This window comes from Streptomyces hokutonensis, from assembly GCF_000376565.1.
Classification (GTDB): Bacteria; Actinomycetota; Actinomycetes; order Streptomycetales; family Streptomycetaceae; genus Streptomyces; species Streptomyces hokutonensis.
Map to the genome: position 1 here is coordinate 1 of NZ_BARG01000085.1, position 22,675 is coordinate 22,675.

General features: G+C 70.5%; 24 protein-coding genes and 1 pseudogene. 12 read left to right on the forward strand and 13 right to left on the reverse strand.

Annotated features, from left to right (window positions below):
• Nucleotides 1–23 precede the first annotated feature (23 nt).
• The 7 genes from SSP08S_RS43590 to SSP08S_RS43620 all read right to left on the reverse strand — a co-directional run bounded on the left by SSP08S_RS43590 (nt 24) and on the right by SSP08S_RS43620 (nt 7,374).
• Complete coding sequence (locus tag SSP08S_RS43590; protein ID WP_019073952.1) at nt 24–1,604, reverse strand: alpha/beta hydrolase; 1,581 nt, start codon at nt 1,602–1,604, stop codon at nt 24–26.
• Nucleotides 1,605–1,738: 134 nt separating this feature from the next.
• The gene (locus SSP08S_RS43595) at nt 1,739–2,533 is read right to left on the reverse strand and encodes a TIGR04222 domain-containing membrane protein (RefSeq protein ID WP_019073953.1); all 795 of its coding nucleotides are present in this window, start codon (nt 2,531–2,533) and stop codon (nt 1,739–1,741) included.
• Nucleotides 2,534–2,662: 129 nt separating this feature from the next.
• Complete coding sequence (locus tag SSP08S_RS43600; protein ID WP_019073954.1) at nt 2,663–3,454, reverse strand: DUF4142 domain-containing protein; 792 nt, start codon at nt 3,452–3,454, stop codon at nt 2,663–2,665.
• Nucleotides 3,455–3,567: 113 nt separating this feature from the next.
• Nucleotides 3,568–4,920: an MbnB/TglH/ChrH family RiPP precursor modification enzyme gene (locus SSP08S_RS43605; RefSeq protein ID WP_019073955.1), complete on the reverse strand. Its 1,353-nt coding sequence runs from the start codon at nt 4,918–4,920 to the stop codon at nt 3,568–3,570.
• A 154-nt stretch (nt 4,921–5,074) separates the two neighbouring features.
• The gene (locus SSP08S_RS43610; protein ID WP_026179347.1) at nt 5,075–5,863 is read right to left on the reverse strand and encodes a DUF4142 domain-containing protein; all 789 of its coding nucleotides are present in this window, start codon (nt 5,861–5,863) and stop codon (nt 5,075–5,077) included.
• A 133-nt stretch (nt 5,864–5,996) separates the two neighbouring features.
• Entirely contained in the window at nt 5,997–6,608 is a 612-nt protein-coding gene (locus SSP08S_RS43615; protein WP_019073957.1) for a TIGR03086 family metal-binding protein, read from the reverse strand.
• Between the two features lie 82 nt (nt 6,609–6,690).
• Nucleotides 6,691–7,374 carry a TetR/AcrR family transcriptional regulator gene (locus SSP08S_RS43620; protein ID WP_019073958.1) on the reverse strand — a complete coding sequence of 228 codons (684 nt, stop codon included), beginning with the start codon at nt 7,372–7,374 and terminating at the stop codon, nt 6,691–6,693.
• 45 nt (nt 7,375–7,419) lie between these two features.
• Here SSP08S_RS43620 and SSP08S_RS43625 point away from each other — a divergent pair, with 45 nt between their 5' ends.
• From SSP08S_RS43625 to SSP08S_RS43665, 9 genes are all read left to right on the forward strand, one after another.
• A complete protein-coding gene (locus SSP08S_RS43625) occupies nt 7,420–7,875 on the forward strand; it encodes a hypothetical protein (protein WP_019073959.1) in 456 nt (151 codons plus the stop codon).
• 150 nt (nt 7,876–8,025) lie between these two features.
• The gene (locus SSP08S_RS43630; RefSeq protein ID WP_245608072.1) at nt 8,026–8,847 is read left to right on the forward strand and encodes an ABC transporter ATP-binding protein; all 822 of its coding nucleotides are present in this window, start codon (nt 8,026–8,028) and stop codon (nt 8,845–8,847) included.
• 157 nt (nt 8,848–9,004) lie between these two features.
• Nucleotides 9,005–9,721, forward strand: a complete 717-nt coding sequence (locus tag SSP08S_RS57055) for an ABC transporter permease (RefSeq protein ID WP_019073961.1) — start codon at nt 9,005–9,007, stop codon at nt 9,719–9,721.
• 124 nt (nt 9,722–9,845) lie between these two features.
• Nucleotides 9,846–10,955 (forward strand): ABC transporter substrate-binding protein, encoded by a 1,110-nt coding sequence (locus tag SSP08S_RS43640; RefSeq protein WP_019073962.1) that lies wholly within the window; start codon nt 9,846–9,848, stop codon nt 10,953–10,955.
• A gap of 40 nt (nt 10,956–10,995) precedes the next feature.
• Nucleotides 10,996–12,057: an LLM class flavin-dependent oxidoreductase gene (locus SSP08S_RS43645; protein WP_019073963.1), complete on the forward strand. Its 1,062-nt coding sequence runs from the start codon at nt 10,996–10,998 to the stop codon at nt 12,055–12,057.
• Nucleotides 12,057–12,716, forward strand: coding sequence for a cysteine hydrolase family protein (locus SSP08S_RS43650; RefSeq protein WP_019073964.1), 660 nt, complete (start codon nt 12,057–12,059; stop codon nt 12,714–12,716). The genes SSP08S_RS43645 and SSP08S_RS43650 overlap by 1 nt, the downstream gene beginning before the upstream one ends.
• The gene (locus tag SSP08S_RS43655) at nt 12,713–14,047 is read left to right on the forward strand and encodes an NtaA/DmoA family FMN-dependent monooxygenase (RefSeq protein ID WP_019073965.1); all 1,335 of its coding nucleotides are present in this window, start codon (nt 12,713–12,715) and stop codon (nt 14,045–14,047) included. The genes SSP08S_RS43650 and SSP08S_RS43655 overlap by 4 nt, the downstream gene beginning before the upstream one ends.
• Before the next feature lies 1 nt (nt 14,048).
• A complete protein-coding gene (locus SSP08S_RS43660) occupies nt 14,049–15,452 on the forward strand; it encodes an MFS transporter (RefSeq protein WP_019073966.1) in 1,404 nt (467 codons plus the stop codon).
• Nucleotides 15,452–16,018 (forward strand): flavin reductase family protein, encoded by a 567-nt coding sequence (locus tag SSP08S_RS43665; RefSeq protein ID WP_245608073.1) that lies wholly within the window; start codon nt 15,452–15,454, stop codon nt 16,016–16,018. The genes SSP08S_RS43660 and SSP08S_RS43665 overlap by 1 nt, the downstream gene beginning before the upstream one ends.
• Here SSP08S_RS43665 and SSP08S_RS43670 read toward each other — a convergent pair.
• Nucleotides 15,999–16,892, reverse strand: coding sequence for a DUF2236 domain-containing protein (locus SSP08S_RS43670; RefSeq protein ID WP_019073968.1), 894 nt, complete (start codon nt 16,890–16,892; stop codon nt 15,999–16,001). The genes SSP08S_RS43665 and SSP08S_RS43670 overlap by 20 nt on opposite strands.
• Nucleotides 16,893–17,074: 182 nt before the next feature.
• Between SSP08S_RS43670 and SSP08S_RS43675 the strand changes: the two genes are divergently transcribed.
• Complete coding sequence (locus tag SSP08S_RS43675) at nt 17,075–17,719, forward strand: methyltransferase family protein (RefSeq protein ID WP_019073969.1); 645 nt, start codon at nt 17,075–17,077, stop codon at nt 17,717–17,719.
• A gap of 41 nt (nt 17,720–17,760) precedes the next feature.
• Here the strand turns inward: SSP08S_RS43675 and SSP08S_RS43680 are convergent, their stop codons facing one another.
• Nucleotides 17,761–18,516 (reverse strand): peptidyl-tRNA hydrolase, encoded by a 756-nt coding sequence (locus SSP08S_RS43680; RefSeq protein ID WP_019073970.1) that lies wholly within the window; start codon nt 18,514–18,516, stop codon nt 17,761–17,763.
• Between the two features lie 151 nt (nt 18,517–18,667).
• On the opposite strand from SSP08S_RS43680, the gene SSP08S_RS62705 reads away from it, so the two are divergent.
• Both SSP08S_RS62705 and SSP08S_RS62710 read left to right on the forward strand, forming a co-directional pair.
• Nucleotides 18,668–19,549 (forward strand): ABC transporter ATP-binding protein, encoded by an 882-nt coding sequence (locus SSP08S_RS62705; protein WP_019073971.1) that lies wholly within the window; start codon nt 18,668–18,670, stop codon nt 19,547–19,549.
• Nucleotides 19,550–19,554: 5 nt separating this feature from the next.
• The gene (locus tag SSP08S_RS62710; protein WP_026179349.1) at nt 19,555–20,226 is read left to right on the forward strand and encodes a hypothetical protein; all 672 of its coding nucleotides are present in this window, start codon (nt 19,555–19,557) and stop codon (nt 20,224–20,226) included.
• Between the two features lie 164 nt (nt 20,227–20,390).
• On the opposite strand, the gene SSP08S_RS43695 is transcribed toward SSP08S_RS62710, so the two are convergent.
• From SSP08S_RS43695 to SSP08S_RS63855, 4 genes and pseudogenes are all read right to left on the reverse strand, one after another.
• On the reverse strand, nt 20,391–21,233 hold the full coding sequence (locus SSP08S_RS43695) for a polysaccharide deacetylase family protein (RefSeq protein ID WP_026179350.1): 843 nt from the start codon (nt 21,231–21,233) through the stop codon (nt 20,391–20,393).
• 56 nt (nt 21,234–21,289) lie between these two features.
• Entirely contained in the window at nt 21,290–22,165 is an 876-nt protein-coding gene (locus SSP08S_RS43700) for a PPK2 family polyphosphate kinase (RefSeq protein WP_019073974.1), read from the reverse strand.
• Between the two features lie 114 nt (nt 22,166–22,279).
• A complete protein-coding gene (locus SSP08S_RS43705; RefSeq protein WP_019073975.1) occupies nt 22,280–22,498 on the reverse strand; it encodes a hypothetical protein in 219 nt (72 codons plus the stop codon).
• A gap of 9 nt (nt 22,499–22,507) precedes the next feature.
• Nucleotides 22,508–22,675: pseudogene (locus tag SSP08S_RS63855) on the reverse strand (slipin family protein); the annotation flags it as partial.

Consider the following 22,675-nt stretch of genomic DNA (forward strand, 5'->3'; position numbering starts at 1 on the left):
ACCAGCCCCCACCGGGCCGCGGTCTACTGACTACCCGGTCGCGCAGCCTTCGGCTCGGCATGCGGCGCACACGCAGCATGCCGCTCGGGCAGCCGCCCCTCCAACAGGTACGCGTCCAAGTACCCGTTGACGCACTTGTTGGCCCCGCCCGCGACCCCATGCGTCCCCGCATCCCGCTCGGTCACCAACACCGAGTCGGACAACCGCCGTTGCAACTCAAGCGCCCCGTCGTACGGCGTAGCCGCATCCCGCTCGGCGGCCATGATCAGCACTGGCGGGAGTTCACCCGGGCCCGTGCGCACGTCAAGCGGCCGCTGACGCGGCGCGGGCCAATACGCGCACGGCAGATTCATCCACACGTTGTCCCACGTCTCGAACGGTGCCACGCGCGCGAGCCGCGTGTTGTCCCGGTCCCAGACGCTCCACTCGGTGGGCCAGGCCGCGTCGTTGCACTCGACGGCCGTGTACACCGCGTTGCCGTTCTCCGCCTCGACGGCCGCCCCCGGCGTCGGCCCGGCCTGCTGCACCAGCAGCTTGGGGCTGCCCTTCAGGTAGGCCGACAGCGCCGCCGCGGTGTGCGGCCAGTAGTCGTCGTAGTACCCGGCCGACAGGATCGCGCCCTGCAACTGCGCGGGCCCCACCTTGCCGCCCGCCGGCTTCTCGGCGAGCCGCGCGGAGGCCTTCTCGTAGCTGCGCAGCACCTTCGCGGCCGTGTCGCCGAGCCCGTACACGTCGTCGTGCTTGGCGATCCACTCCCGGAAGTCCGCCCAGCGGCCCTCGAACGCGGCCGACTGGTCGAGGTTGTTGCGGTACCAGACCTGCTCGGGGTCCGGGTTCACCGCCGAGTCGAACACCATCCGCCGTACGTGCGAGGGGAACAGCGTCGCGTACAGCGCCCCGAAGTAGGTCCCGTAGGACGCGCCCATGAACGTCAACTTGTCCTCGCCGAGGGCGGCGCGCAGGACGTCCAGGTCGCGGGCGTTGTTGAGGGAGTTGTAGAACCGCAGCTTGCTGCCGGAGCGCTTCGCGCAGCCGCGCGCGTAGGCCTTGGCCTCGGCGATGCGCTCCTTCTTGTACGACTCGGAGGGGTACGTCGGCGACTGCGAGGGCGCCTTGAAGAAGTGCTTGGGGTCCTCGCAGGACAGCGGTGCCGACTTGTCGACCCCGCGCGGGGCGTAGCCGACGAGGTCGTAGGCCGAGGCGATGCGCTTCCACTCGGGGAGCATGCCGATCAGCGGGAAGTAGAGGCCGGAGGCGCCGGGGCCGCCCGGGTTGTAGACCAGGGAGCCCTGGCGGGGGACTCTGCGCTTGCTGTTGTGCGGGTCCTTGTGGGTGGCGACGGCCCGGCTGACGGTCAGTCTGATCTGCTTGCCGTCGGGGTGCGCGTAGTCGAGCGGGACGGAGACCGTGCCGCACTCCATGGTGCCGGGCATGTCCTGCGCGTCCGGGCACTTCCCGAAGTCGATGCCCCGCGCGCGGGCGTGCGCTGCGGCGAGCGCGGTGCCGGCCGACTCGACGGCGCCCGGGGCGCCGGTGGCCGGGGCGGCGGTGAGGCCGGTCAGGAGCAAGGACCCGGCGGCCGAGTAGAGGGCGGCGGCTCGCATGGTGGCGTATCCCTTCGGAGCACGGCTGCAACAAAAGGGATGTTTCGTTCGCTTGTTGGCGAAGGCAAGCACCGTCGGGCGGTGTCGGCCCCAATGACCCCTGTGCGCCCCCTGGGCGCGCTCTCACGCCGAGGTCAGCGGCGCCACTCGTCGAAGTGCTCGCGGTACTGCTCGCGGTGCGCGAAGGCCGCCCGCAGATCCGGTTCGCCGACCGCGCGGATGCCGCGTACGGCGACGGAGGTGAGATACGTACGGTCGTCGGCGCCGCCGCCCGCGTGCCGGGCCAGCGTGCCGAGCAGCTGCTGACCGGCCGGGGAGGCCCAGTGGGAGTACGGGTGCACCTCGACCCGGGCGATGGCCAGGCAGCTCAGCGTCAGGGCGAGCGGCAGCGCGAACCAGAGCGCGACCAGCCCGCGCGGCATCTCGGCCCCCGGCGTCAGCAGCGCGGTCGCGCCCAGCACCAGCACGACGAGTGCGGCGGCCCGCACCTGCCGTACCCCGGAGGCGACCGTCGTACGGGTGCCGTCCGGTACGGCGAGACCCGCGTCGACGAGCCGGTCCGCGACGTCGCGCACCGCGTCAGTGGCCGCCGCGGTGGCCCGTACCGGGGCGATCCGGGACTGCCCCTCGGGCCCGATGGCGCCTATCACCGACCGCTCGATCGGGTCCCGGCCGCGCGGGTCCACGACGGTCGCCCAGCCGGTGTGGGCGAGCAGCAGCCGGTGCTGGCGCGCCATGGAGACCAGCGTCAGATCGGCGACCCGCGCGGGACCGCCGGACAGGAACGCCGCCTCGTAGAGCGTCAGATCGTGTCCCTTGCCCGTGTTGTCCCCGTCGACGGCCGCCGCTCTGACGGCGGCCAGGCACAGCCGGGTGCACGCCGTGCCGGCGACGGCCCAGGCCATGAGTAGGAGAAGGACCCAGAACATGCCAAGTTTCTATGCCAAAGGCCCAGCAGGACGCCATGCCTTGTTCACAATCCGGACGGAGCGTTGTCTGCATGTGACGTTCCGTTTGTCCGAAAACAGCCCACGGCCGAAACAGTTCTACGGCTACGGCTACGGCTGCGGCTGCGTCGACGGCGGCGGGCTGGAGGCGGGTGGCGGCAGCGAGTACGTCGGCGAGACCGACGGGGTCAGCGGGACGACCTGACCGGGGTCGGCGAAGGGCGCGGACGCGGCCGGGGAGCTGGTGGGCGCGGGCGTGCTGCTCGCGGCCATGTCCCGGGCCAGCGCGGCGAAGTCGACGTATCCGGTGGCCTCCAGGACCTTGATGTGGTCCAGGACGGTCGTGTTGGCGTCGTCGGCGAGGGCGCGGACCAGGGAGTTCTGGGTGGTGGCCCGGACCTGGGCGACCACCGTGAACACCTTGCCGTGCGCGAGGCGCAGGATGTTGGCGAACTTGCGGTCGAAGTCCACGCCCGTCGCCGCGTTGAGGGTGGCGAGCCACTGCTGTTGCTGCGCGTTGGGCTGGTTCGGCAGCGGCAGCCCGAGCCGCGCGGCGACATCGCGCACCCGCTCGTCCAGGAACGTGTGGCCGTCGATCAGATGCTGCCCCGCCGTCCGCACGGCCGCGGTGGTGCCCTTCTCCTCGGCCTGCTGCCCGGCCGGCAGCTCCCACAGCCCGGCCAGCCGCACCCGCGTCACGAAGTCCTTGTCCAGCGCGGACAGCGGCCCGTACTGCGTCGCCACGGTCTGGTCGCTGAGCACGTTGGCAGCGGTCGTCCCGGACCGGTCGGCGTAGGACCAGACCGGGAAGACCAGCGCCGCCAGGGTCGCGGTCAGGCCCACGACGATGACGCCGGTACCACTGAATATGCCTCGGCCCTTGACGGGGGGTCGCGGTCGCATGGGGTGCCTCCTGTGACGGCACCGCACGTGAGTGCGCTTCTCGTGCGGAACCGCAATATTACTGTGGAGTCACTCTCACGTTCCAAGGCCCCTCCCGGCCCTTCCGCGACCCGTCAGCGGCGCAGCAGCACTCGCCGGGTGGCGCGGGCGAGCCGGACCGCGGGCCGCGCCGAACGCGGGGCCGGTCCGGAGCGCTCCAGCCACCAGGCCCGCAATTCCCGCCTGACCTCGGCGTTCTCGGGCCCGCCCGAGAGCAGCAGCTGCCCGGCGAAGTCCAGCGCGTCGCGCCGGTAGCCGCCGGTCATCGGGTGCATGTGCGCGTACGCGAGGAAGGCCGGCCGGTAGGCGACCCCGAGGATCTCCGGCAGTTCGGGAGCCACCTTCGCCACGACGTCGGCCCGCTTCGCCCCGAGCGCCCGCGCCTGCACCCCGAGCCGCACCCGGTCGAACCCTTCGGGCACCGGAGTCCCGGCGACCAGCGCGGAGAGCAGGGCGGCCTGGGCGAGGGCGAGACGCTGGCGGGCGGGGGCGGGGGCCGTCGGTGCGGGGGCTTGAGGTGCCGGGGCCTGGGGTGCCGAGGCTTGCGGTGCCTGGGCTTGCGGTGCGGTTGTCGGAGGCACGACATGCGCCCGCCCCCGCCCCCGACCCTTTTCCAGCGCCCCGCGAATCGACGTCAACTCCCGCTCCAGTTCGGCCGCTTCGGGGAAGTTGTCGTCGCGCTCCAGCAGCACCCCCGGAGGGGAGACGCGGGACGCCAGGTCGGTGAGGATGTCGAGGACCGGGGCGGGGACGGGGTGGGCGTGGCTGTCGTGCCAGACGCCGTCGCGTTCGACGCCGCCCGCGACATGGACGTAGGCGATGGCCTCGACGGGGAGTTCGGCGAGGGCCTTGGCCGGGTCCTCGCCGCGGTTGACGTGGTTGGTGTGCAGGTTGGCGACGTCGATGAGGAGGCGTACGCCGGTGCGGTCGGCCAGTTCGTACAGGAACTGGCCCTCGGTCATCTCCTCGCCCGGCCAGGCGAGCAGCGCGGCGATGTTCTCCACCGCGAGCGGTACGGGCAGCGCGTCCTGGGCGATGCGGATGTTCTCGCAGAGCACGTCGAGGGCGTCGCGGGTGCGCGGCACGGGCAGCAGATGGCCGGCTTCGAGGAGCGGGGAGGCGGTCAGCGGGCCGCCCGCGCGGACGAACGCGATGTGCTCGGTGACCAGCGGTGCGCCGAGGGCCTCGGCCCGTTCGGCGAGCGCCGTCAGCCTGTCCGCGTCGGGCCGGTCGGCGCCGCCGAGGCCCAGGGAGACGCCGTGCGGGATCACGGTCACGCCGCGCTCGCGCAGCCGTAGCAGCGAGTCGGGGAGGTGGCCGGGGCAGAGGTTCTCGGCCACGGCCTCGACCCAGTCGATGCCCGGCAGGTGTTCCACGGCGTCCGCGATCTCCGGCCGCCATCCGATGCCCGTCCCCAGTCGTTCCATGGCCCGTCCCCGTTCTCGATGTCCTCGCTGAAACGCATCCACTCCACAAGACCGCTGTTCGGTGTGACGGAGGTATCGCCCCCGGGCCGGCCCCCGAACCCCGGCCCTGTCACCTTCAGAGCAACATTTGAGGTTCGGGGCGGGCCCTGGCCGGCTAGCCCAGCACCCCATTCGAGTCGACCGGATCCGGTCGCCCGGTGTTGACCGTGCCGGGCGCGCCCGGGGACGGCCGTGAGGTGGTCCCGATGTTCGGGCTGGCCACGGCGGCCGGTGCCGAGGGCACCACCTGGCCGGGTACGGGCGCGGCGGGACCGGTCGGGCTGGCGGTGGAGGCGTTCGCGATCCCGTTGGCGATGGCGTCGAAGTCGACGCGCCCGGTCTTCTCCAGCACCGTGATGTGGTCGAGCACGGTCTGGTTGGCGTCCGAGGCCAGCTGTCTCACCAGCGTGTTGCGGGTGGTGTTCCGTACGGCGCCGATGGCCGGGAAGATCTTGCCGTGCGCGGCCCGCAGCAGGTTGGCGAACTTGTACTCGTACTCCGCGCCGGTCGCCGCGCTCATCTCCCGCAGCCAGCCCTGCTGTTGCTCGTTCGGCACGTTCGGCAGCGCGACATTGAGCTGGGCCGCGATGATCCGCACCCGCTTGTCGAGGTCGGTGTGGCCGACGATGAGATGGTCACCGGCCTCCTTGATCGCCTGGCTGGGCGCCCGCTCGACCGCCTGCTGCCCGGCCGGCAGCTCCCACAGCCCGGCCAGCCGCACCCGCACGATGAGATCCCGGTCGGCGGCCGTCAGCGGCCCCCACTGCGTGTTGACCGTGCCCGCGGCCACGTTCGCCTGACCGGTGCCCGCGCGGTCGGCGTACGACCACACGGGAAAGACGAGTGCGCCGGTGGTGGCGAAGATAGCCGCGATGAGCACGGTAGTGCCGTTGATACGACGCAAGGGAGCCTCCCGGGGAAACCAACTGGTCGTTGGAGAAGTTGACGCGTGGCCAGTGCCTGGAGGTACGCGTGGGCAGGGCGCCTTGTTCAAAGGGAGGGCAGCTTTTCTCAAAGGGCAGGCAAAGGAAGCGGGTTCAGCGGCTCTTGACGGGCCACTGCTCCGGCGCCCGGCCCAGCAGCCGTAGCGCCTCGTCGAGCGGACCGGCGTCCGGCGGTACGTCGAGCGCCGGGGCGAAGGCGAACCCGGGGCCGCGTCCGGCCGGGTCCGTGGGGACCAGCCGGGCCACCACCAGCGCGATGTCCAGGACGTCGTCCGACAGGTCCAGTGCTGTGCCGAGCGTGGCGGCGACGTCCCAGGCGTGGACGACGTAGTCGATGAAGTGGAAGCCGATCGCGGTCCGGCCGGGGAAGCTCATGCCCAGCTCCGGCAGGGCGAACTCCCGCTCCGTGGCGCCGGGTTCGGCGAACGCGGCGAGGACGGCCGTGGCCGCCGCGCGGTGGGTCTTGGCCGGCTCGACCATGTCCTCCGGCTCCCGCCAGTACACCCTGTCCTCGCCCGCGCCGCGCGCGGCGGCCGCGAACCCGTAGTGCTGCGCGGCCATGTGCGCCACGAGCCGCCGCAGATTCCACCCCGCACAGGGGGTGTCCCGCTCCCAGTCCTCCTCCTGCGCCAACTCCACTACGCGCAGGGCCTCGTACACGGCGATCCGGTCGAGCTCGACGATGTCCGTTCCGGTGGCAGTCATGGGACTTGACCCTAAAACTGTGCGAACGATCGTGCTACTTGTTTTCGGTCGAAGTGGAGCAGGGAGTGAAGTGCCTTGAGGATTACGGGACTTGCGGGACCGTCGAAGGATCCGTGGCCGCTCCCCGCAGCCGCGCCGCTATGCCGACGCGGGCGCGACGGTACGCGGTCTCCTCGTCGTGCAGTACGGAGACCACATTGGCCGTCTCCATCAACGCGACCAGTTCGAAGGCGAGTTGGGGTATGTCGGTGTCGGTCCGCAGCTCGCCCGCGTCCCGCGCTTCGGCGATCGTCCCCTCCACGAAGGCCGTCCAGTCCCGCTGCGCCCCGACCACCGCGTCGTGCACTGCCCCGGAGCGGGCGTCGAACTCGGCGACGACCTCGTAGAAGAAGCAGCCGCCCGGGAAGACCCGCCCCCGCGAGTACTCCAGCCACAGCTCGCACAGCCGCCACAACCGGCCGACCCCGGCGGGGAGTTCGACGGCGGGTCCGATGACCTTCTCGGTGTAGATGCGGGCGGCCTCACGGACGGTGGCCAACTGCAGTTCCTCCTTGGAGCCGAAGAGCGCGAACACCCCGCTCTTGCTGAGCCGCAACTCGGTCGCCAACCGGCCCACGGACAGCGCCTCCAGGCCCTCGACGGAGGCGATGTCGACGGTACGGCGCAGGACCAGCCGCCGGGTGCGGTTGCCCCGCTCGACCCGGCCGTCGAGACGTGTCGTGCCCGCACCCTCGTCGGGCGTCCTGGTCGCTGCGCCGGCTCTCATGGTGGTCCACCCTAAGCAACACGAGGGAAACGGACACTTCCTAAGATGCGGCGGGTGCACCTGACCGTCCTTGACGCCCCCACCGAGTGGAGCCGCTTCGCCGAGGGTTCCGTCGAACGCCGCATGTTGCTCGCGCTCGGCGACCTGCTCGGCACCCCGCTGCGCCCCAAGCCGCTGATGCTGCCCGACGGCAGCCGCGTCGAGGTCGAGGGGATCGACCCCGCCTGCCGCGTCCTCGTCCAACTCGTCGGCAACCAGGGCGCCTACAAGCCCGCCTACCGCAACAAGGTCATGGCGGACATGTTCAAACTGCTCTGGCTGCGGGAGTCCGTACCGACCGCCGAACACGCGATTCTGCTGGTCAGCGAGCTGATCGTGCAGGCCCTCGGCGGCTGGGTGGCGCGCGCGGCGGGAGACCTCGGGATCGAGATCCACGTGTACGACGGCAGCGTGGTCGCCCCGCTGCGGCCTTTGCCGCGGCCAGACGTAAAACGCCCGTAACAGTCAACTGCGCCGTACCGAAACACAATCTTCCTACGGTCGGGGGCACCTAAGCGGATTTCCGCGTGGCAGTCAGTCGCACTCGCTACGCACGCTCTCCGACTTCCAGGATCGGGCACTTGTGCCCGCGACATGGATGGGAGCGTGAAGGTGACTGGTACGCCAGCACTCGAACTGCGGTCGGTGCGAAGGGTCTACGGGTTCGGGTCGGCCGCGACCACGGCCCTCGACGACGTCCACCTGACGGTGCCGTCGGGCCGCTTCGTCAGTCTCATCGGCCCCAGCGGCTGCGGAAAGTCGACGTTGCTGCGGCTCGTCGCGGGGCTCGAACAGCCCGACGGCGGCGAGGTGTCGGTCCACGGTGTGACACCGGCACAGGCCTGCGCGGCCAAGCTGATCGGACTCGTGCCGCAGAGCCCCGCGCTGCTGCCCTGGCTGTCCGTCCTGCGGAACGTCACGCTGCCCCAGAAGATCAACCGGGGTGCGGCCGGGCGCCGGGAACGCATCGCCGACTTCGCCGAACGCCGAACGGCCCCCGACATGAAGGAACTTCTCGTCAAGGCCGGCCTCGGCGACGCCCTGGACAAGCTCCCGGCCCAGCTCTCCGGCGGGATGCGCCAACGCGCCGCGATCGTTCGGGCGTTCGGCCTGCAACCCGACGTGCTCGTGATGGACGAACCCTTCTCGGCGCTCGACGAGTTCACCCGCGAAAGCCTTCAGGACCAACTCCTCGACCTGTGGGAGGAGTTGAGGACAACCGTCCTCTTCGTCACCCACTCCGTGTCCGAGGCCGTACGGCTCTCCGACACCGTCGTCGTCATGGCTCCGAACCCCGGCCGCATCGTCGAGAGCATCGACGTCGACCTGCCCCGGCCGCGCGGTGAACGGCTCTTCGGGGAACGGCGGTTCCACGAGTACGAGGACCTGGTGCGCGAGCGGCTGCGGCGTGCCTGGCACAGCGAAGCCGCGTGAGTGGGGGCGTGAACGACATGACCGTAGCCGACGAACGCACCACCGCACCGGCACCGGCCGGGGCCCAACCGCCCACCGAACCCTCTCGCTTCAGTCTCAAGCCCCGAAGTCCCGGATCGGCTGGATCCGTCCATCCGTCTGGCTGCCCCTTGTCGTGATGCTGGCGATCCTCGGTGGGTTGTGGCAGTGGGGTGCGCGGCAACTGCCCTATCTGCTCCCGCCGTTGTCCGGCGTAGGCAGTTCGCTCTCCGGCAATTTCGGCTACTACGTCCACAACGCCCTTGTCACGCTGGGGGAGGCGACGGCCGGGCTGGGGATGGGGTTCGTCGGGGCGTTCGTTCTCGCCGTGCTGACCAGTGAACTTCCTTTGGTGCGGCGGGCGGTGATGCCGGTCGCGGTCGTCCTCAACGTCACGCCGCTGGTGGCGGTCGCTCCGGCTCTGGTCGTCGCCTTCGGGTTCGGGCCGATGCCCAAGCTCATCATCACCGGGCTGATCTGCTTCTTTCCGATTCTCATCAACACGGCTACGGGGTTGCGGTCCGTGCCGCAGCAGGTGTTGCAGGTCTATCGGACGATGGATGCGAGCCGGGTCGAGCTGTTGTGGCATGTGCGGGTGCCCAATGCGCTGCCGTATCTCTTTGCCGCGCTGCGGATCGTCTTTCCGCTGTCGATCATCGGGGCGGTTGTCGCCGAGATGTCGGCGTCCGGATCCACGGGGGGACTGGGTACCGCGATCAGTGTGGCCTCCTCGATGAATCAACTCCCTGTTGTCTACGCCTCGATTCTCGTGCTTGCGGTGATGGGTGTGTTGTTGCTGCTTGCCGTGACTGTTGTCGAGCGGCGCGTGCTGCATTGGCATGACAGCGTGAACTGAGGCGCGTTTTTCAATCTGCGGGCCGGTGGGGGCTGGTCGCGCAGTTCCCCGCGCCCCTGAAGGGGCGCCTGCCCAACCCCTCGTCATCAACTCACCGGCATTGCAGCCAGTTTGGAGTCCTCCCATGCGCCATTCTCGCCTCACCAGATCCGCCGTCGTCGCCACCGTGCTGACGCTCGGCGTCGCCGGATGTGGTTCCGGCTCGGACGACAGCACCTCCGCCGGTGCTGCCGGTTCCGCGATATCCGCGAAGCGGTGTGCCGAGAACAAGGCCGCCGGGAAGATCACATATCTCTCCGGATACCAGTTCCAGTCATCCGTCTCGATCCTCGAATACATCGCCGCCGCCAAGTTGGGCTATTTCAAGGACCTTTGCCTCACCGTCGACCTCAAGCCCGGCAGCGGTGACACCGCGCAGAACACCAAGCTGCTCGCGGGCGGACAGGCCACCGTGTCCGCGATCTCCGAGCAGGACCTGATCCAGGCGCAGGCCAACGGCATCGACATCAAGGGGATTTCCTCGTACTCGAACGCCGGGCTCGACATCCTGATGACCAACAAGGACATCACCGATCTGACCCAGCTCGACGGCAAGGTCGTCGGACACAAGGGTTATGTGCCCGCCGCCGTCGAGGCGATGCTGGTCAAGGCCGGCGTCAAGTGGGACTCGCTCAAGCTGGTCAAGGAGGGCTACGACCCCTCCGTACTGCCCCGCAAGCAGGGTGGCCTCGAAGCGCTCACCGGGTTCATCTCGAACGAGCCCAACCAGCTCAAGGCGGCCGGCAAGGACGTCACGGTGTGGAAGCCGGTCGACTACAAGATCCCCAGCTCCATCGGCGCGATGGCGGTCAACCCGGCGTTCGCCAAGGCGCATCCGCACGCCGTCGAGGACATCCTGCGGGCCGCGCTGCACGCGTACGCGTACTGCTCCGCCAGCGAGGCGCACATCACCGAATGCGTGGGCTACGCGGCCAAGTTGTCCGGGCCGACCTACGACAAGAAGCTCAACGCGACGATCTGGAAGACCGAGACACAGGTCGTCAAGGAGAACCCGACGCCCGGACAGCCGCTCGGCGGCATCGACACCGACAACGTCACCCAACTGGTCGCCATGCTGCACCAGTTCAAGATCGTGCCGAGCAGTGTGACCGCGGCCAAGGCCGAGGCGTGGTTCGACACCTCGTTCGTGAAGGACATCTACAGCGGCGACAAGCTCGTCTGGCCCGCGCCGTAGGAACGCAAGAAACCCGCAGAGCCGTAGAAAGGCCCGTGACGTGCCCGCGAAAGAGTACGGAATCTTCCTTCCCATCGGGAACGGCGGCTGGATGCTGTCCACCACCGCGCCGCATCCCGAGGCGACCTACGCGTACAACAGGCGTGCCGCCCTGCACGCGGAGAACATCGGTCTCGACTTCGTGATGTCGATGGCCAAGTGGCGTGGTTTCGGCGGGAGTACGGACCACTGGGGCCGCTCGCTGGAGTCGATAACGATGATGGCGGCGCTCGCCGAGGCGACCAGCCGGGTCAGGATCTGGGCGACCCTGCACGCCAACATCCACAACCCCGCCGTCGCGGCGAAGATGCTCACCACCCTCCAGGACATCTCCGGCGGCCGGGCCGGGATGAACATCGTGAACGGCTCGTACGCGGGGGAGTTCGAGCAATTCGGCGACTGGGACCCGGAGTTGAGCCACGCGGACCGCTACCGGATGACGGAGCTCTGGACGGAGGCCGTCACCCGGCTGTGGACCGAGGACTCGGTCACGATGCGCACCCCGTACTTCGACCTCGTCGACTGCGAGTCCCGCCCGCACCCGGCGACCCGCCCGACCCTCATCAGCGCGGGCCGCTCCGAGGACGCGCGCCGCTTCCAGGCCAAGTACGCCGACGGCGCCTTCCTCGCCGCCGACAGCCTCGACGACATGCGCTCGCTCTCCGCCGACGTGCACGCCCGCGCGAAGGCCAACGGCCGTGTGTGCAAGACCTATTCGATGCTCACCGTCGTCCAGGACGACACCGACGAACTGGCCGTCAAGAAGGTCAAGGAGTGGGGCGTCGGCGTCGACCGCGAGGCCCTCGCCCATATGCGGCACACCTGGGGCGTGCCCGAGGACCAGGCCCGCGCCTGGGCCGCCGGCGCCAACGGGGAGGCCGCCTTCCAGACGCCGTACGTCGCCGGCAGCGCCCGTACGGTCACCGAGCACATCGAGTACATCGTGCGGGAGGCCGACCTCGACGGACTCATGCTGATCTTCCCGGAGTACGACGAGGACATGCTGCTGTTCGGCGACACCGTGCTGCCCGCGCTGCGCGCCCGGGACGAGGTGGCGGCCTGATGTCCGACCTGCGCGACAGACAACTCGCCCGCCTGGCACGGCCGGAGAGCAGGCCCGCGCTCGTCGTGGTCGACGTACAGCGGGACTTCGCCGATCCGGACCGGCTCGGGGCGTACGGCCTGACGGACGAGGCGCTCACGGTGCTGGACCGGACGGTCACCCGTATCGCCGAACTCGTCGACGCCGCACGCGCCGCCGAAGTGCCGGTCGTCTGGGTCGAGTTGGGCAGCGACCCGGCACGGCCGTGGCGGTCTAGCAACTGGCTGCGCGAGGGCGACTACGACGCACCCATGAGCCCGGACGAGCCGTGCAGGATCGGGACGCCCGGCGCCGAGTGGTTCCAAATGGAGCCTGGGGAAGGGGAGTTGCGGGTGGTCAAGCGCGGCTACAGCGGCTTCCTCGGTACCGATCTCGACGCGCGGCTGCGCGCGGCCGGCTGCGACTGGCTCACCGTCGTCGGCCTGACGAGCGAGTGCTGTGTGTACGCGACCGCCCAGGACGCCGTCCAACTCGACTGGCCCGTCGTCGTCCCCCAGGACGCGACGGCCGCCTACGACCACCACGTCAACGCCGCCGCCCTGTTCCAACTCGGCCTGAACGTGGCCGTGTTGAGCGACGCCGACGAGGTCGTCGAGCTGTGGAAGAAGGCCGCGCGATGACCGGAATGCACATCGGCTACGACCTCTCCTTCACCCACACCGAGGGTGCCTGGGCACGCCAGGGTTCCTGGATCGGGCGGGACTTCCCCGACGTCCGCATGTTCATGGAACTCGCGCAGACCGCCGAACGCGCGGGCGTCGGCCTGCTGTTCTTCGGTGACGGCAGCGGCATCCCCAGCACCTGGCGCGGCAGCATCGCACCGGCCGTCGAGTGGGGCATCCAGTGGCCGCGCCACGACATGGCACCGGTCATCGCCGCGATGTCCACGGTGACGGAGAAGGTCGGCTTCGGGCTGACGTACTCCTCGACGTTCATGCATCCCTTCTACGTCGCCCGGCTGTTGAACTCGCTCGACCATGTGACCGGCGGCCGAATCGCCTTCAACGTGGTCGCCTCGACACGCGGTGCGGACGCGGCCAACTACGGGTTCGCCGAGCTGATGGACCACGACCTGCGCTACGAGCGGATGGAGGAATTCGTCGACGTCTGCCGGGCGTTGTGGGACTCCGTCGCCCCGGACGCCATCGTCCGCGACCGCAGCACGGGGCGTTTCGCCGACCCCGAGAAGGTCCACCCCATCGACCACGAGGGGCGCTTCTTCACCGTCAAGGGACCGCTCGCGTCCGTACCCGGCCCGCAGTACCACCCGCTCATCGTCCAGGCGGGCAACTCCCCCCGGGGCATTGCCGCTTCGGCCCGGTTCGCCGACCTCGTCTTCGGCTTCGGCGGCAATCTCGCGGGCCAGCAGCGCCATCGCAAGCTGCTCGACGAGGCGTTGCTCGCCGAGGGGCGCGACCCGGAACACGTGGGCATCCTCTGGGCCACCCAGGTGATCGTCGGCCGCACGAAGGCCGAGGCGCTGGCACGCTGCGACGCGGTGCACGAGTTCTGGAACGAGGAGGCCGTCGCCACGTACCTCTCGCACAACGCCGGCTACGACTTCTCCACGCTCCCGGCCTCCTTCCAACTCGGCGAGCTGCGCGACCAGTTGGCTGCCGCCAACGCGAGTCCGGCGGGGATCGTCGGTTCGCTCGTCGCCGAGTTCGGCGCGGACCACACCATGAGCCGTAGCGAGTTCTTCGCGCACGGCCGGGGGCGGGCCACGGGCCTGGACCACAGCCTCGTCGGCGATCCGGCCGCCGTGGCCGACGCGTTGGAGGAGAACTTCGCCGCCACCGGAGCGCGCGGCGGCTTCATGTTCTCCAGCCCGCTGGCCATGCCCGCCGGCTTCGCCGCGATCAGCGAACTGCTGCTGCCCGAACTGCGCCGCCGCGGCGCGCTCGCACCGGCATACCCTGGCTCAACTCTCCGCGAGAACCTGGCAGTTTGAGGTGAGGGCAGAGAGCACGCGGCGTGACTGGTTCGCTCTCGGCAGTCTGTGCACCGGGTTCTTCATGCTGCTGCTGGACAGCACGATCACCTCGGTCGCGCTGCCCTCGCTGATCAGCGGGTTGCACGCGAGTGAGACCGCCGCGATGTGGGTCAACAGCGGCTATCTCATCGCGTACGCGGTGCCGTTGGTCGTCGCGGGGCGGCTCGGCGATCGCTACGGTCATCGACGCGTCCACCTGGTCGGGCTGGCCGCGTTCACACTCGGGTCGCTGCTGTGCGCAACCGCCGCCACCACCACGGCACTTGTCGTCTGGCGAGTGGTGCAGGGCATCGGCGCCGCGCTGATGACCCCGCAGTGCCTGACTCTCATCAAGGCGATGTTCCGCCCGCCGCGTCTAGCCGTCGCGCTCGGAGTGTGGGGCGCGGTCGGCGGAGCGGCGGTCGCCGTCGGGCCACTGCTGGGCGGATTCCTTGTGGCGGCCGGGGGTTGGCCCGCGGTGTTCTGGGTCAACGTCCCGGTCGGGGTCGCCGCGATGGTCGCCGTGGCGGTGTCCGTGCCGGTCCTCCCACGACAGTTGGCGCGCATCCCGGTGTGGGCCATCTGCGCGAACGCGGCCGGGCTGGGTGCGCTGGTGATCGGTATCCAGGGCACGGACGGATCGCGGGCCGAAGTGCTGCGCGTGCCAAGGTGGTTGCTCGTCGCCGTAGGTGTGCTGGTTGTGGTGGCTGTGGTCTGGCTGCAGCGCCGGGACGGTCAACGCGCTCTCGTACCGGTCGAGTTGCTGCGCAGCCGTGGGTTCGTCGTCGCGGCCTGGGCCGGTGCCGCCGCCGCTTTCTGCTCCGGGTCGGCCATGATCCCGCTGATGCTGTACCTCCAGCGGGAGCGCGGGCTGGAAGCGGGCGCGGCGGCCCTCACCCTCGTACCGATGGGCGTGGTCTGCCTGTTGGGGGCGCCGGTGTCGGCCCGGCTCAACAACGGAATCGGATCCCGTGCGGTCGCTGTCATCGGCTCCGGCGCGCTCGTCCTGTCCATCGGCACGTCGGCGGTGCTCGTCGCGACCGACGCCCCGATCGCCGCGCTGACCGCCACCTTCGCGGTGTACGGGGTCGCCAACTCCTTTGTCTGGTCGCCCCTTTCGATCGCGGCGGTGACCTCGGTGGGCCCCGACGAGGTCGGCGCGGCCTCCGGAACCTTCAACGCGATGAAGCAACTCGGCGCCGTACTGGGCAGCGCGGTCTGCGCCGTTCTGCTGGCCGGTCACGGCTACGCGGTCACGCTCGGCGGGCTCGCGGCGGTCGGGGTGCTGTGCCTTCTCGCGTCGGCACTCCTGCGCACCGAGCCTTCCGGGAGCGGACGCCCTGTCGTGCCCGCCGCGCCACAGATACCCACAGGAGTCACCTGATGAAGCCTGACGCAGACGGGGGTCTCACGATGACGGCGCCGGAAGGAACGGAAGGCATGGAAGGCCTGCGGAATCTGGCGGGCATCACCTCCGATCCCGGGGAGATGACGAGGGCGTTCTCCGGATTCCCGGCGGGTGTCGCGGCCCTCTCCGCGCGCGTCCACGGCGACCCCACCGTCATGATCGTCTCGTCGTTCGCGGTCGGCGTCTCCCACAACCCGCCCATGGTCTCCTTCGCCGCACAGCACACCTCGACGACCTGGCCCGTGCTGTCCCTCGCCCCGGCGATCGGGATCTCCGTCCTGGGCGAGGGCCACAGCGACAAGGCCCGCCAACTCGCGTCCCGCAGCAAGGAATCCCGGTTCGCCGACCTGCGCACGGTGGAGGCGGAATCCGGTGCGATCTTCCTCGACGGGGCGCCGGTGTGGCTGGAGTGCACCGTCGAGCACAGCTATCCGGCCGGCGACCACGACATCATCGTGCTGCGCGTGCTGGCCATGAGGTCCGACGACGAGCGGAGTCCGCTGGTGTGGCACCGAAGGACCCTCAAGATGCTGGGGAGTTGAGCGCCGCGCGGGTGCGGCGCCGGGTCTGCCGTAGGCGCTCGGGAAGCGGTCTGCGGTAGTCGGGGAGCAGGCGTTGGGCGAGGAACGCGGACTTCAGGAACAGACGGACGGCACGCTCGCGGCGCGCGGTGAGCGTGCCGATCCGGTGCAGCCGGCAGACCCGCTCGCCGGCGAGATACCGGGTCAGGTCTCTGCCGAACTCCCGTAAGGGGAACGGGAACCAGCGCGCGGCGAAGAACTCCATCATCGCGGTCGCCACCCGATGACCGGACTCCGTCGCCTCGTACGGCCGCGCCTCGAATTTGACGGCGAACTCGGTCATCGCGTCCCAGTCCTCGGGGAACGCCTCGTCGGCCAGCGGCCCGGACTCGCGTTGAAGGAGCCGGAAGAGGGTCCGCGCCCAGCGATGCCAGGCGACCTTCATGCTCTCGCTCGTACCGGGCAGCCCGAGGGAGGTCTGGAGCCGGTCCGCGAACGTGGCCAGCAGGACCAGGGGGTAGACGAAGTCGTCGACGTCGTCGAAGTTGCCGGGCAGCTGCGGGGTCGCGCGGGCGATGGACAGGTGGATGCGGTTGAGCCGCTCGGCGGCGGCGCGGCCCGACGGGCTGGACAGCCCGTCCACCATCCACGCCATCAGGAACGTGTTGCCGTCCTCGAAACGCCGCCGGGGCCGCTTCTCCAGCTTCCCGGTGTGGGCCAGGGTGGCGGCTCCGAAGCCCGGCTGCATCATGCGCATGGTGCCCGGATAGACCATCATCGCCAGCGCGAACTCGGGGACGCGGTGGCCGACGTAGAGCGAGATCATGCGCTCCCAGTCGGTGTCCGGGTCCATCCGGGCCAGCTCGCGGTCGACCCACTTGTAGCCACGGCGCACGGTCTGATCCCCCCACTCGAACTTTCAGAGGGGGGACGCCCCGCACGCGCGGGTCGATGCCGCGATCCGTCGTGATCTGCGTCACCTCAGCTGAGAGTGACCGGTCTCCACCCGAGGGTGGAGCCGCTGAATCAGCCCGTGGGTGGTGGTGAACTACGCAGGTCGGAGCGCAGCCTTGTGCCATGGGATCACTACATTCCGCACTCGTCGCTCTCAGCGGCATCTGTGTCGCGATCTTCGTCGTGGCGTGGATCGCGGGCGCGGTGTACTTCGGCGTGAAGAGCGAGGCAGGCCTCGCCGGCTGGGTACGCGGCCTGCGCCGCACCCTGCCCCGGCGGCTTCTCCTGATCGCGGGCGCCTATGCGTTCTCCCTGCTCATCAGACACACCCCGGACTCCTTCTGGCACCACCTCCGGTACTGGCAGCCCGAACTCGCCCTTCTGGGCGCCCTGATCGCCGTCGCCTCGACGGCTCTGCTGCTGTGGGCCCGTTGGGTGCTGGGCGTCATGTGGGCCAGCATCCCGCTGGTCCACGAACACCACGAACTGCGCACCGAGGGCCCGTACCGAATAGTGCGGCACCCCATCTACACCGGCCTTCTCGGCCTGGTCCTCGGCGGAATGCTGGCCTGCGGCTTCGGCGTCTGGATCGTGTTCCTGGCCGTCGCCGTCCCCTGGCTGCTGCGCCGGGTCCGAATAGAGGACGGCCTGATGGCCGACCGGTTCGGTGCGTCCTACGAGGCCTACCGCGCCCGCGTTCCGGCCCTGATCCCGTGGACCCGACCTGCTCCGGTCGGGCGCGGGGCTGCCAGCAGTCGGCAGGGGTAGGGAGGAGGGGAGGGGGGGAGGAGGCCCGGGGTTCCGCGACCTCAGCCGACCGGTCCTCGCCCCTCGTCGCCCAGTTCGCCGACCCGGTGGTGTCCCTCGACCGCGACGGTCAGCCCGGGGGCGATCTCCGTGAAGCCCGCGTCCCGGACCAACGGCCGCTCGCCGCTGATGAGTTCGGCCCACTGGGCGGGGGCGGCGGTGCGCACGGAGAGCGGGAAGCCGGCCTGACGCCAGGCGGTCCGCTCCTCGTCCGACAGTTCCCACCAGGCGAGTTGGGCGCCGTGGCCGGTCTGGGCCATCGTCTTGCCGGCGGACATGTCGAGCTCGGGGTTCAGCCAGAGCACCGGTGCCGTCGGGTCCGCGTCGGCCGGCGGTTCGGGGTCGTCGAGGTCGGTGCCGGACACCTGGAGCCGGGCCAGATCCTTGGGCCAGCCGTCGAGCGGGACGGGCGGGAAGACCCGTACCTCCGCCGACTTCCCGGTCACCGTGATGCCCGGCAGCGCCTCGGCCCGCCGCCACTCGGCCCCGCGCGCCCGCCGCACCACCTTCCGGATCCGCGCGTCCTGCCAGTCCCGCATGGCCTGCGCCCACTCCCCGTCACCGAGGGCCCGCTCGTCGCTCAGGATCGTCAGCACGGCCCGGGCCGCCGTCTCCAACGCGTCCGTCCGAGCCGGCGGAGCATCCCGCTCGATCCGCACAACCAGGGGCAACACGAACTGCGGAGCCTCGTCGCGTGAGGTGCGCTCATTACGGAAGGGGTCGACATCGCCGTCGGGAACGGTGGAATCACTGGTCACACGGTCCAGTCTGCCAGGAGAGGGACGGGTCCTTGGAAACACCGCCAAGTGGACTCCCTTAGGGGCACGGGGAACTGCGCGACCAGCCACAACGCATCCGCACTCGCCATACGACCCATTTCCCACGGCGCTCTCGCGAGAGGATGCCCTCATGCGCGATCTACAGCTGGACAACGTCGGCCGCCGCTACGGCTTACGCGGCCCCTGGATCCTCCGCGGCGTGACCCTCACGCTGGCGCCCCACACCCTCACCCGAGTCGAGGGCACCAACGGCACCGGAAAATCCACCCTGCTCCGACTCCTCGCCGGAATCGACGCCCCCACCGAAGGCCGCGTCACCGGTCGCCCCCGCACCGCGTACGTCCCCGAGCGCTTCCCGCAGGCGCTCCCCTTCACCGCCGAGGGCTACCTCACCCACCTCGGCACGGTGCACGGCCTCTCCCGCGCGGCAGCGGCCCGCGCCGCAGGCGAGTGGCTGGACCGCTTCGGGGCCACCGCCCACGCGAACACCCCCATGACCCGCCTCTCGAAGGGCAGCAGCCAGAAGGTCGCCGTCGCGCAGGCCCTGCTCGCCGAACCGGACCTACTGGTCCTCGACGAGGCGTGGACCGGCCTGGACGCCGAGGCCGGGGCGGAGTTGGAGCGAGCGGTGGCGGAACGCACGGCGGCCGGCGGAGCGGTCGTCTTCGTGGACCACGACCCGAGCCGCCTCGCGGGAGCATCCGACGCCACGTACACGGTCGCCGAGGGAGCCCTCAAGCACCGTACGGACAAGGCCACTTCACCGTCCGGACCACAGGTCTCGGTCGACGTCCAGGGCCCGCCAGGAGGACAACTCCCCTCAGAGGCACGCCAGTTCCTCACCGCGTCGACGCAACTCACCCCCGGCACCCACCGCCTCACCGTCCCCGCCTCCCACTCGGACGTCCTGCTCCGCGCCCTGCTGACGGCCCGACCGCCCTGGCACGTGGTGAGCCTGAAGCAATCAGCGGACCCGGACCACCTCCCCCTCGACGACGAAGGCCCCCGATGACCGCCATGGCGGCCCTGCTCCGCTACCAGGCCGCCCTTCTCCTGCGCTCGCAACGCTGGCTGCCGCCGGTCATCCTGTACGCCGCGTTCCTGGGCATCGGTGTCCAGGGCGGGCAGCCGGTGCTCGACTCGCTCGGCTACACCGCTGCGGCCCTGCTGCCGGTCGCCGCCTGGCTGGTGCGGATCTGCACGACCAACGAGCCGCCCGCGGCGCGGAGTTGTGTCGCGGCGGCGGTCGGACCCGCGCGGGCGCATCTCGCCTGTCTGCTGGTCGCGCTGGGCACCGCGGCGGCGTTCGGCACGGCGGCCACCCTCGTCGTCACGCTGATCAGCGATCCGGCGAGCGCCGATCACCGCACCCGGGTGCCGCTGCTCGCCGCCGGGACGGCCGGACTGCTCGCGGTCCTGGTCTGCGCCCTGCTCGGCACGGCGGTCGGCGCGCTCACCAACTGGCCGCTGCTGCGCTCGCCCGGCCGGGCGGTGCCCGCGATGCTGCTGGCGGCACTGCTGTCGGTGGTGGTGACCGGGTCCCCGGCGCAGGCGGCGGTCAGCGGTCTGGTGACCGGCTCGCAGTCGGGCACGGTTCCGGTCCCGCTGCTCCCGCTGGCCGGGGCGGCCCTGGTCACGGCGGCCGTGACCGCCGCGACCTGCGCCCTCACCTCCCGCCGCTCACCCTGAACAGGCGGTCCGCTGTGCTTCCTGCCACTCGCAGACAGGGCAGAGCGTGATCCCCTTCTGCGACGCCGGGTACTCGGTTGGCTCCCGGCACAGCACACACTCCGCATACGCCGACGCCGGTTCCTCGTCACTCATGCGACCAGCGTACGAGGAGTGCGGAAGCCTCAGCGGTGCCGGTCCGCCGCCCCGATCAGCTCGGAGACCTTCACGAACCGGTACCCCTTCTTCCGCAGCTCGGGCACGATCATGCGGACGGCCTTCTCGGTCGCCGGGGCGGCGCTGCGCGTGCAGTGCATGACGACGACCGACCCGGGCCGCACACCCTCCAGCACCTGCTGGGCCACCGCATCGGAGTCCGTCGCGAAGGCGTCCCCGCTCACCACGTCCCACTGCACCGCCGTGACACCGACCGCGCTCAGCGTCTTCAGTGCCTGCCGGTCGTAACACCCGCCGGGGAAGCGGAAGTACGGCATCGCGTTCGGCACGCCCGCCTTCTTGAACGCCGTGTACGCCCGCTCCACATCGGACTTCATCCGGTCCCGGGAGACGGTGGGCAGGCCGTAGCAGTCGCCGGTGAAGGCGTAGTGGCTGTACGAATGGTTGGCGATCTCGAACTGCGGGTCGCGGCCGATGTCGCGGGCCTCGGCCGGATACTCGTCGGCCCACCGGCCGGTCATGAACACGGTCGCCGGCACCTTCAGCGCCCGCAGCGTCGCGATGAGCTGCGGATTGTCGAAGTGCTCGCCCGCCGCCGCGCGCGGCCCCTGATCGGCGGTCATGTCGGCGTCGAAGGTCAGTGCGACGGTCTTGCCGTCCACGCGCGGACCGTTCTTGAAGACGGGGGTGAGTCCGGCGGGGCCGGGCGCGAGGGTGGGGGGCCGCGAGGTCACGGCGGTGGGCGCGGTGGGCGCCGGACGGCTGGCGTGGGGCGCGGAAGGGGCCCCGCAGGCGGTGAGCGCGGCGCCGAGTGCACAGGCGGCGGCGACTCGTCGTACTCGAATGGTCACCGTAGGAACATAGGTGAATAAAAGTGACTAATCGGCCATCGACACGGAGTGGGCCGTCAGTCGGAGCCGAGCAGCCGCTCCCGGCAGGCCGCCACGTCGAAGTCCGCCTCCGGATACTGCGGATCCAGTGCCGTCAGGTGCTCCAGGAGCAGGCGGCTGATGGCCCAGTTGCGGTACCACTTGCGGTCGGCGGGGACCAGGTACCAGGGGGCCTCCGGGGTGGAGCAGCGGGTGAGGGCGGTCTCGTAGGCCTGCTGGTACGCGGGCCACAGGGCGCGTTCCTCGATGTCGCCGGGGTTGAACTTCCAGTGCTTGTCCGGGTTGTCGAGGCGTTCCAGCAGACGGCGGCGCTGTTGGTCGTAGGAGATGTGGAGGAAGCACTTGACGACCGTCACGCCGTCGTCGGTCAGGGACTTCTCGAAGCGGTCGATGCGGCCGTAGCGGTCGTTGATCTCGCGGTGCGGGGCGAGTTCGCGGACGCGGGCGATGAGGACGTCCTCGTAGTGGGAGCGGTCGAAGATGCCGATCTCGCCGGGCTCGGGGAGGGCCCGTTTGATGCGCCAGAGGAAGTCGTGCTTCCGCTCCTCCGGAGTGGGTGCCTTGAAGGCTCGGATACGGCAGCCGGAGGGGTTGAACAGGCCGATGACGTGCTTGACCGTGCCGCCCTTGCCGCTGGTGTCCATGCCCTGGAGGACCAGGAGCAGGCGCCGCCGGTCACCGGCCGTGCTCGCAGCCCACAGGCGTTCCTGCAGGTCGGCGAGGTGTTCGCCCATCCGGGCGGTGTCCTTGAGGCCGGCGGCCTTGTCGGCGGGGCCGCCGGGGGTGGCCGTAGGGTCGTAGGAGGAGAGGTCGACCGGTCGGTCGGCGGGGACCTGGAGCAGGTCGGTGAGGGCCTTCTTTCCGTTCTCGCCCTTCGTGCCCTTCTTGGCCATGGGGCACCCCTTCCGGTCGGCTCCCTCGATCCTGCGGCGCGGGGGCGGGGCCCGCCAGCCGGCGTGCCCCGGGGCGAGGGTGCGGCCGGTCGGGGTGTGTCGTACCGCGTCTCGTCAGAGCGGGTCCGCCAGGCCGCCCGCGAAGGCCGGTGGCGGTGTCACCTGCTCGCCGTCGCGAGTGAGCGCGCCGCTCCCGGTGAGTGCCGTGCTCGTGACCGCGATCCGTTGCGGGGTGCCGGGCGCGGGCGCGGACGAACCGCCTCCGTCCTCCCCGCATCCGGCGACGGTTCCCAGGAGGGCGGCCACGGCGACGATCGCGAACCTCGGGCGCATGTCGGCATGTTACTGCTCCACGGCGGGCGGAGGAGGGGGCTGCGGCGGTTGCGGCTGTGCCCGTTCCAGGAAGCGCAGCAGTTCCACCGGGAAGGGGAGGACGAGGGTCGAGTTCTTCTCGGCCGCGACCGCAACTACCGTTTGCAGGAGCCGGAGTTGGAGTGCGGCGGGCTGTTC

Coding starts and splice junctions, on each gene's coding strand:
- SSP08S_RS43650 (WP_019073964.1), top strand. CDS start 12,057: ATGTCCGACCTGCGCGACAGACAACTCGCCCGCCTGGCACGGCCGGAG.
- SSP08S_RS43700 (WP_019073974.1), bottom strand. CDS start 22,165: ATGGCCAAGAAGGGCACGAAGGGCGAGAACGGAAAGAAGGCCCTCACC.
- SSP08S_RS43675 (WP_019073969.1), top strand. CDS start 17,075: ATGGGATCACTACATTCCGCACTCGTCGCTCTCAGCGGCATCTGTGTC.
- SSP08S_RS43590 (WP_019073952.1), bottom strand. CDS start 1,604: ATGCGAGCCGCCGCCCTCTACTCGGCCGCCGGGTCCTTGCTCCTGACC.
- SSP08S_RS57055 (WP_019073961.1), top strand. CDS start 9,005: ATGCTGGCGATCCTCGGTGGGTTGTGGCAGTGGGGTGCGCGGCAACTG.
- SSP08S_RS43600 (WP_019073954.1), bottom strand. CDS start 3,454: ATGCGACCGCGACCCCCCGTCAAGGGCCGAGGCATATTCAGTGGTACC.
- SSP08S_RS62705 (WP_019073971.1), top strand. CDS start 18,668: ATGCGCGATCTACAGCTGGACAACGTCGGCCGCCGCTACGGCTTACGC.
- SSP08S_RS43705 (WP_019073975.1), bottom strand. CDS start 22,498: ATGCGCCCGAGGTTCGCGATCGTCGCCGTGGCCGCCCTCCTGGGAACC.
- SSP08S_RS43595 (WP_019073953.1), bottom strand. CDS start 2,533: ATGTTCTGGGTCCTTCTCCTACTCATGGCCTGGGCCGTCGCCGGCACG.
- SSP08S_RS43615 (WP_019073957.1), bottom strand. CDS start 6,608: ATGACTGCCACCGGAACGGACATCGTCGAGCTCGACCGGATCGCCGTG.
- SSP08S_RS43640 (WP_019073962.1), top strand. CDS start 9,846: ATGCGCCATTCTCGCCTCACCAGATCCGCCGTCGTCGCCACCGTGCTG.
- SSP08S_RS43620 (WP_019073958.1), bottom strand. CDS start 7,374: ATGAGAGCCGGCGCAGCGACCAGGACGCCCGACGAGGGTGCGGGCACG.
- SSP08S_RS62710 (WP_026179349.1), top strand. CDS start 19,555: ATGGCGGCCCTGCTCCGCTACCAGGCCGCCCTTCTCCTGCGCTCGCAA.
- SSP08S_RS43665 (WP_245608073.1), top strand. CDS start 15,452: ATGAAGCCTGACGCAGACGGGGGTCTCACGATGACGGCGCCGGAAGGA.
- SSP08S_RS43625 (WP_019073959.1), top strand. CDS start 7,420: ATGCGGCGGGTGCACCTGACCGTCCTTGACGCCCCCACCGAGTGGAGC.
- SSP08S_RS43655 (WP_019073965.1), top strand. CDS start 12,713: ATGACCGGAATGCACATCGGCTACGACCTCTCCTTCACCCACACCGAG.
- SSP08S_RS43605 (WP_019073955.1), bottom strand. CDS start 4,920: ATGGAACGACTGGGGACGGGCATCGGATGGCGGCCGGAGATCGCGGAC.